Below are 6,929 nucleotides of genomic sequence, written 5' to 3' on the forward strand. Positions count from 1 at the left end.
CATTGCAAGACCTGCGACATCAAGGACCCGACGCAGAACATCGTGTGGGTCACGCCGGAGGGCGGCGGCGGGCCGAACTATCCGAACATGTAGCCGAAGCGTGCAGCAAACGACGCCGGTCGCAGGCATACGATGATGGCGTTCGGCGAGACAGACGAGGAGATATCGTGAGAGTCGAAGGCCAGTGTCACTGCGGCGCAATCCGGTATGAGGCCGATGTCGAGCCGGGAACGATCGTCATTTGCAATTGCGCGGACTGTCAGATGCAGTCCGGCTCGGCGTTCCGGATGAACATCCCGGCGCCGGCCAGCGGATTCAGGATCATCACGGGAACGCCGAGCCGGTACGTCAAGATCGCTGACAGCGGAGCCAGGCGAATCCACGCATTCTGCGGACATTGCGGTGGCCCGATCTACGCTTGCGCCGCGGAAAATCCACAGCGGTATTCACTGCGGGTCGGTGCGCTGAAGCAACGCTACGAGCTCGGGAAACCGACCCGGCAGATATGGACCAGGCGCAGATTTCCCTGGTTACATCCCATGCCCGGATGTGAAGAGTGCGAAGGTCAGCCTTGATCCGTCCCGTGCACAGCGTCAGTCAACGCCTTCATATCAATTGCCGACGCGCGCTTGCAGATGCGCCGGGTAGCGATCGCCCTGCACGGTAATGGTGGCGATGGCCCGCTCGATATCGCGGAGATCGTCGGCACTCAGCGCGAGGGCTGCGCTGCCGAGGTTTTCTTCCAGCCGATGAAGCTTCGTCGTGCCGGGAATCGGCGCGATCCACGATTTCTGCGCGAGCAGCCAGGCGAGGGCGATTTGTGCCGGCGTGGCTCCCTTTGCGGATGCGATCCGTCGCAGCACTTCGACGAGGCCCTGGTTTGCCTTCCGGTTCTCTTCGGAGAAGCGCGGGACGATGTTGCGAAAGTCGGTTTTGTCGAAGCTCGTCGATTCCTTGATCGCGCCGGTCAGGAAGCCTTTGCCGAGCGGACTGAACGGCACAAACCCGATTCCGAGCTCTTCCAGAAGCGGCAGGATCTCTCTTTCCGGCTCACGCCACCACAACGAGTACTCGCTCTGCAGCGCCGCGACGGGTTGGACGGCGTGCGCGCGGCGGATGGATTGCGCCCCGGCCTCCGACATGCCGAAATGCAGCACTTTGCCTTGCCCGATCAGCTCTTTCACGGTCCCGGCGACATCCTCGATCGGTACCTGGGGATCGACGCGGTGCTGATACAGGAGATCGATGCGGTCGGTCCGGAGCCGCTTCAGGGCGGCGTCCGTGACTGCGCGAATGTTGTCCGGACTGCTGTTGACGCCTTTCTGAACATCACCGCCTTCGAAGCCGAATTTGGTTGCGATTACGACCTGATCACGGAAAGGTTCGAGCGCTTCGCCCAGCAGCGCTTCGTTTTCGCCCTGGGCATAGGCTTCGGCCGTATCGAAAAACGTGACGCCGCGTTCGAAAGCGGTGCGGATCAACCGAATGGCCGCCTGCTTTTCCGTGGCGGGGCCATAGCCATAACTCAGGCCCATGCAGCCCAGGCCGAGCGCGGAAACTGTCAGTCCGCTATTTCCGAGCGTTCGCTTTTGCATGCTTTGCTCCTTATTTGCTGATGGCGAGGCCGCCTTGATAGTGCTCGTCCGCGACCTTCTCCATCCACGTGACCGGACTGCCATCGAGTGATTCGGCGATGGCGATATGGGTCATCGCGGTCGTTGCGGTAGCGCCGTGCCAGTGCCGTTCGTTCGGCGCGATCCAGACGATATCGCCGGGCCGGATCTCTTCGACCGGGCCGCCATCGCGCTGTACCCAGCCGACACCCGCGGTCACGATCAAGGTCTGACCGAGCGGGTGGGTGTGCCAGGCCGTGCGCGCGCCCGGTTCGAAGGTGACGGTTGCGCCGCCTGCGCGTGCGGGCGGCTCGCCCGCGAAAGGCGCGTCAATACGCACGGTGCCGCTGAAGTACTCGGAAGGACCGCTTACCGACGGTGCCGTTCCGCATTTCGTGATGTTCATCGATGTCATGGTGTTGGGTTGCATTGACGTCCAATCTAACAGTGTGACGTCATGCGATTAAGCGCTAGAATCGGCATGAAGTCATAAGACAGGCTAATGAATGAGGCATTCCAATCTGACGGACATCACCGCATTTCTGGCGGTCGCGCGGGAGGGCAGCTTCACGCGGGCAGCCGCTCAATTGGGTGTCTCGCAGTCCGCGTTGAGCCAGACGGTAAGAAATCTCGAAGCCAGACTGGGAGTTCGGCTCCTGGCCCGGACGACACGCAAGGTTTCACCGACGGAAGCCGGCGACAGGTTGATTCAATCTGTGGGACCCCGGCTCGAAGAGGTCGAGGCCGAACTGGACGCCTTGACCGCGTTGCGCGACAAACCTGCTGGCACCGTCCGGATCGCCGCCGGGGATTTGGCTGCCGAATCCATTCTCTGGCCGGTCATTGAGCGGCTGTTGCCTGTTTATCCGGATATCACCATCGAGATCGTCATCGACAACGGACTGACGGATATCGTGGCGGAGCGGCTCGATGCGGGCGTGCGTCTCGGCGAGCAGGTTGCGAAGGATATGGTAGCGGTGCGCATCGGGCCCGATGTGCGAATGGCGGTGGTCGGTACGCCCAGTTACTTCGCGCGGCATGCGAAGCCCGTGACGCCGCAGGACCTGACAGGGCACAACTGCATCAATATTCGTTTGCCGACGGCCAGAAGTCTTTATGCGTGGGAGTTCGAGAAGGCGGGCCGCGCGCTGAAGGTGCGTGTGGAGGGGCAACTCGTGTTCAATACGGCAACGATGGCGTTGAAGGCGGCGCTCGCCGGCGCCGGTCTGGCATTCGTTCCAGAGGACCGGGCCCGATCGCACATAGCAAGCGGCGAGTTGAAGCGCGTGCTGATGGATTGGTGTCCTTCTTTTGCCGGGTTTCATCTTTACTATCCCAGCCGCCGGCAACCTACGCCTGCCTTTGTGGTTGTTGCGAACGGGTTACGGCAGCGCGACTAGGCTGTCGATGGAATCGATGCCGTCGAACGTGGCGTGTGACTTGACATAATAACTATGATCGAACTTTTGCATTCCGACGGGAGAGAATAGTCGGTGGAAATTCATTCCCCATTTTAAGCCACGCCCAGCGTCGGCCGCGGGTGCGACAATGTCCTCGGAACGGACCGCCTAGCCGGTGCTCTTATGACGCAATCCCGATGTGATCGCTGCGGCGCGAGTGGGCCTGCGCACGACTTCGTGAGTGCCGGGACGGACGGCACTTGGCGCGTGCTCTGCAGTCGGTGCTTCAACACCGAAATGGCGCAGTTCGCTGACATGCAGGGATTCGAACATCCGAGCTTTACACCGCTTCGTCTCCGCGATGTTGACAACAGCGATCACGAATTTCACTTCCGCAGTTTGTTGCTCGGCGATCAGCTTTCCCTGGAGGCATTCGAGTTGGCTGGCGACGATGAAGCCGCAGGCTACCGCTTTCAGATCCTTGGTAAAGCTGATTCGAAGCCGTTCGCCCTATTGGGTCAACTGATCCAGACGATGAAGCGGGCCTTAAGCATGAAGCACCTGCAAGCCGAGGCCGGCCGTTTGCAGATCGCCGACATGACCGTTCGAGGCCGCGTCGAATGGAACGGCGACGAAGGCGCCAGTCAGCCGTGCGTGATCATCGATGGACGGCGCATCGAATGGAATGACCTTGGCGCGATGCTTTTGGCGTTCGAAGGCTGGCAGTTCCGGCTCGAGATGCTTGACCCAAGCGACGAGGCTTGACGCCCGCTGCGGGCCGCTTGTTCGCCGGCTGCGAGTTTTGGCTGGCCGCCTGGTCTAGTCCCCGTCCCTGCGACGCACCCACCATTGAATCAACACCGCTTGCCACCCATCAAAAACCTGTATAGATTAACAGTACTGTGTTTGCATACAGCATGAGGGCGACGATGGAACACCTGGTCAGGATCTGCAACGAGAAGGATCGGCGAACGCTCGACTGGCTGCGCAGGCACGTGGGCGATGCTGAGATCGTCCTCGCCGTCCAACAGTGCACAGGATCCAGCAAGCCTTACCTGTCCGCGATTTGCCGACGCTTGGGTGTTCAAACACCGGACTTCGCGGTTCCGCGGCGGCAAACATCGAGTCCGATCGCCGAACACTCGTTGGCGACCATGCGGAGCATCCTCGCAGTGCGAACAACAGCGGCGAGACGGGTTGCTACGTCTGCGTGGTAGGCGCTGGGCGGCAGGTGGCATCCGAACGCAGGTTGATCTGACGGCGCGACTACCCTGCTTCGTTGAGCAGCCACGCGGGAAGATCCCGTGCACCATTAATCACGCGCCAGATTTCGACGTGATCGTCGCGGTCTACATAAAAAACAAGGTGGGGGTAACGCTTGAGCGGCCACGAGCGAAGCCCGGGTAGATCAAGCTCGTAGGCATAGCGGGGAGATCCCACCGCGGGATTTCTGCCGAGCCGCGCGTAGGCTTCTTCGACAGCAGCGATAAACCCCAGCGCGGCACGCTCGGATCCTTCTTCGAAAAGGTAATAGTCGATCTCGTTTTCGACGTCCTCCCGCGCCCGATGCGTAGGGATAACCGGCTTCGACCTCATTTGCGCGCATTACGCACGCGCGTGCGCAGCGACTCGAAATAGCTTCCATCAACCGGGGTCGTCGGGCCCGATGCCGCCCCCTCCAGCAGCAGCGCGCGCAATTGCTGCCGCTGCTGATCGCGGCGGATGAGTTCGCGGACGTATTCGCTGCTGGTGCCGTAGCCCCGTTCGTTGACTTGCTCGTCAACGAAGCTTTTCAGCGTCTCCGGCAGGGATATGTTCATGGTCGTCATGGGATCCAGCATAGCAGGCTTGCCAAAATTTGCCAAAGCTATGGCCGTCTGACGGCCGTTCCTCGGGTGTCTCCATCGCGCTGGATTCGGCTCATGCGGCTGAGCGCAAGCTTTCCCGGTACTCATTTTCAATGTATCGAGCCGAGCGTTTCCCGTGAAACCATCGTGCGTGCCAGATCGCGTCAAAACCACGTTTCAAAGCCAGCATCAATCTACCAATAGATAGACAGATGGTTGGTCGGGCGCCAGGCAGGTGACGCCGCGTAGATCGATCAGCTTTGCTTGAAGTGGAGCCGTCATCAATCGTCGCGAGGTGGCCTTTCTACTGGCACTGCACGACTTCGAGTAGATTCGAAATCCGCAACTGACAGCGCGCGTCGGTTCCGCCCCGCTTGTATGTCTGAATCGCGCGAGCGTTGTTGGGCAGGGCTTCATTTGACGATTCCGCGCCCCACATACCTTCCCAGTACAGCCCGAGGTTGTGTGCCGCGCCCTTGTGGCCAAGTTCAATAGCGCGGTCGTAGAGCGTGACCGCCGTTTTGACATCAATCGGCATGCCGCGGCCGAGCCGCGCACTGTCCGCCAGTGCGGCCGCCGCCAATCCGCGCAATCGCCCTTCGGCCGAGTCGTCCTTCATCACGTCTTCAAATATCGCGTTGCCGGTTTCGAAGTCCGCGTCGCCACCCGTGGACGTGACGAGCGAGACGGCGAGCGCCAGGCGCAAGGTCGGGTGGCGATTGATGCCAACACGCTCGAGGAGCCGTCGCCCGAGCAGCGATGCCCCGTGGAGCGGACTAGTGAGAAGGCCGTTTGCGATGGCGGCGAGGCTTTCGGCGGACAAGAAGCCCGCTTTGTTAGCGGAGAGGACGTGGCGGAAGAACTTCTCTGAGTTGAGCGACGGGTCGCCCAGCCGCAGCATCTTCCACTCACGCTCAATCTGGCCAAACCAGCCGGGGTCAACATTCATGGTGAGCAACTCCACGGTGAAAAACGCACCCAATGATAACTCACCCTCCTCTCGCTGCTGGTACGAAATGAGAGCACGAGTAGTGAGCGCGATTTCGCTTACTACGGTATCGGGGCTAACTGGAGCGGTTCGCGGCCAGCGGCCGGCAGTCGCCGCTGTCAAGCGTGGTGCGCCTGCAGTAACAAGCGCGTGCTAGAAAACAGATCACCACTCGCGGGGACTGGCATCTTAGCGGCGATGCTTCCGATGATTGTGCAACACAAGCCCGACACCCACGATGATTGAAGCTGTGTTCGTCGGACTTGGGTTCCAACTGGGCGCTCAAGAAAAGCGTTTAGGAGTACCAATAGAAGATCGTTAATTCGCTTTATGTCAAATGTACGCCACGATTGGAGTATGTTTCCCGCTCGACGGGGTCAAGCGCGACGCTTGTTCGCAATCTGCTCCCGCCTGCGTACGAGCCGAGTCTTCTCCCGACTTGTCCCGTACTCTGCTTCGGCAGCGGTGACAGCGCCAGCGACTGCGCCGGCAAGATCCACACGCACAGCGCCTTCGACGAGACACGTCCAATAGCGTTGGCCACGACACCAGAGTTTCACGCCGTTTCGAGCGTCTCGCTCGCTCAGTCCAAGCGACACCGCTCTCGCGAGCACGTCCTTAAGAATCCCGACCTTGAGCGGGACCTTTGGTGCCGGACTGCGCGGAAACGCCCGCGGGAAATGTCGTTGCAGTGTAGTAACCGCGCGCGCGGCTGCGTCGGCAGACCTTCGCGGAGGCTTCGGCAGCCGCTTGATTTCCTGTGCGACGTCCACTGGCTGTGACGTCGAGCGTGGAGCCACCTTTTTGCCCTTCGCGCCCTGGTTCAGCTGCGCCTTAAGCGCAACGAGCTGTTCGAATTCCATGGTGCATGCCTGAAATCAGTCGCCAAACTTTACCAGTTGCCTTCAAACATCGCCGTTCAGCGCCCGTGGCGGTCCTCCCAGGCGGCGGTGCCGAACGCGGCCGAAACTCCAGCTCAAGCCCCGGTAATCCCCCCGCTAATGACGCGGGTCGGAAGTAGACTATGCTGCGGCAGTGAGCCGCTGTTTTGGTGTCACGCCTCCGAGGCCCATGTTAGGGC

Annotated in this window: 11 protein-coding genes; 5 read left to right on the plus strand and 6 right to left on the minus strand. The window is 60.8% G+C overall.

What is annotated here, in order from left to right; all coding sequences use genetic code 11:
* Both NOV72_RS31465 and NOV72_RS31470 read left to right on the plus strand, forming a co-directional pair.
* Window positions 1–93 (plus strand): 4Fe-4S dicluster domain-containing protein (locus NOV72_RS31465; RefSeq protein WP_133246935.1); only part of this gene is annotated, 93 nt, incomplete at its 5' end.
* A gap of 74 nt (window positions 94–167) precedes the next feature.
* Window positions 168–575 carry a GFA family protein gene (locus NOV72_RS31470; RefSeq protein WP_106858410.1) on the plus strand — a complete coding sequence of 136 codons (408 nt, stop codon included), beginning with the start codon at window positions 168–170 and terminating at the stop codon, window positions 573–575.
* 36 nt (window positions 576–611) lie between these two features.
* Here NOV72_RS31470 and NOV72_RS31475 read toward each other — a convergent pair whose 3' ends face one another.
* The gene (locus tag NOV72_RS31475; protein WP_106858411.1) at window positions 612–1,595 is read right to left on the minus strand and encodes an aldo/keto reductase; all 984 of its coding nucleotides are present in this window, start codon (window positions 1,593–1,595) and stop codon (window positions 612–614) included.
* 10 nt (window positions 1,596–1,605) lie between these two features.
* A complete protein-coding gene (locus NOV72_RS31480) occupies window positions 1,606–2,043 on the minus strand; it encodes a (R)-mandelonitrile lyase (RefSeq protein WP_425428811.1) in 438 nt (145 codons plus the stop codon).
* 76 nt (window positions 2,044–2,119) lie between these two features.
* Here NOV72_RS31480 and NOV72_RS31485 point away from each other — a divergent pair, with 76 nt between their 5' ends.
* The 3 genes from NOV72_RS31485 to NOV72_RS33185 all read left to right on the plus strand — a co-directional run bounded on the left by NOV72_RS31485 (window position 2,120) and on the right by NOV72_RS33185 (window position 4,230).
* Window positions 2,120–3,013 carry a LysR family transcriptional regulator gene (locus tag NOV72_RS31485; RefSeq protein WP_106858412.1) on the plus strand — a complete coding sequence of 298 codons (894 nt, stop codon included), beginning with the start codon at window positions 2,120–2,122 and terminating at the stop codon, window positions 3,011–3,013.
* Between the two features lie 183 nt (window positions 3,014–3,196).
* A complete protein-coding gene (locus tag NOV72_RS31490; protein ID WP_106858413.1) occupies window positions 3,197–3,778 on the plus strand; it encodes a DUF7713 domain-containing protein in 582 nt (193 codons plus the stop codon).
* 164 nt (window positions 3,779–3,942) lie between these two features.
* Window positions 3,943–4,230: a CppA family protein gene (locus NOV72_RS33185; RefSeq protein WP_106858417.1), complete on the plus strand. Its 288-nt coding sequence runs from the start codon at window positions 3,943–3,945 to the stop codon at window positions 4,228–4,230.
* Window positions 4,231–4,279: 49 nt separating this feature from the next.
* Here the strand turns inward: NOV72_RS33185 and NOV72_RS31500 are convergent, their stop codons facing one another.
* The 4 genes from NOV72_RS31500 to NOV72_RS31515 all read right to left on the minus strand — a co-directional run bounded on the left by NOV72_RS31500 (window position 4,280) and on the right by NOV72_RS31515 (window position 6,711).
* Window positions 4,280–4,609, minus strand: a complete 330-nt coding sequence (locus NOV72_RS31500) for a type II toxin-antitoxin system RelE/ParE family toxin (RefSeq protein WP_106858414.1) — start codon at window positions 4,607–4,609, stop codon at window positions 4,280–4,282.
* A complete protein-coding gene (locus NOV72_RS31505) occupies window positions 4,606–4,842 on the minus strand; it encodes a type II toxin-antitoxin system ParD family antitoxin (protein WP_061172474.1) in 237 nt (78 codons plus the stop codon). Before NOV72_RS31505 ends, NOV72_RS31500 begins: the two co-directional genes overlap by 4 nt.
* A gap of 322 nt (window positions 4,843–5,164) precedes the next feature.
* The gene (locus tag NOV72_RS31510) at window positions 5,165–5,809 is read right to left on the minus strand and encodes an SEL1-like repeat protein (protein WP_106858418.1); all 645 of its coding nucleotides are present in this window, start codon (window positions 5,807–5,809) and stop codon (window positions 5,165–5,167) included.
* Window positions 5,810–6,225: 416 nt separating this feature from the next.
* Window positions 6,226–6,711: a ProQ/FinO family protein gene (locus NOV72_RS31515; protein WP_106858415.1), complete on the minus strand. Its 486-nt coding sequence runs from the start codon at window positions 6,709–6,711 to the stop codon at window positions 6,226–6,228.
* Window positions 6,712–6,929 lie beyond the last annotated feature (218 nt).

This window comes from Caballeronia novacaledonica (assembly GCF_900258035.1).
Classification (GTDB): Bacteria; Pseudomonadota; Gammaproteobacteria; order Burkholderiales; family Burkholderiaceae; genus Caballeronia; species Caballeronia novacaledonica.

Coding starts and splice junctions, on each gene's coding strand:
- NOV72_RS31475 (WP_106858411.1), bottom strand. CDS start 1,595: ATGCAAAAGCGAACGCTCGGAAATAGCGGACTGACAGTTTCCGCGCTC.
- NOV72_RS31480 (WP_425428811.1), bottom strand. CDS start 2,043: ATGCAACCCAACACCATGACATCGATGAACATCACGAAATGCGGAACG.
- NOV72_RS31485 (WP_106858412.1), top strand. CDS start 2,120: ATGAGGCATTCCAATCTGACGGACATCACCGCATTTCTGGCGGTCGCG.
- NOV72_RS31490 (WP_106858413.1), top strand. CDS start 3,197: ATGACGCAATCCCGATGTGATCGCTGCGGCGCGAGTGGGCCTGCGCAC.
- NOV72_RS33185 (WP_106858417.1), top strand. CDS start 3,943: ATGGAACACCTGGTCAGGATCTGCAACGAGAAGGATCGGCGAACGCTC.
- NOV72_RS31500 (WP_106858414.1), bottom strand. CDS start 4,609: ATGAGGTCGAAGCCGGTTATCCCTACGCATCGGGCGCGGGAGGACGTC.
- NOV72_RS31505 (WP_061172474.1), bottom strand. CDS start 4,842: ATGACGACCATGAACATATCCCTGCCGGAGACGCTGAAAAGCTTCGTT.
- NOV72_RS31510 (WP_106858418.1), bottom strand. CDS start 5,809: ATGAATGTTGACCCCGGCTGGTTTGGCCAGATTGAGCGTGAGTGGAAG.
- NOV72_RS31515 (WP_106858415.1), bottom strand. CDS start 6,711: ATGGAATTCGAACAGCTCGTTGCGCTTAAGGCGCAGCTGAACCAGGGC.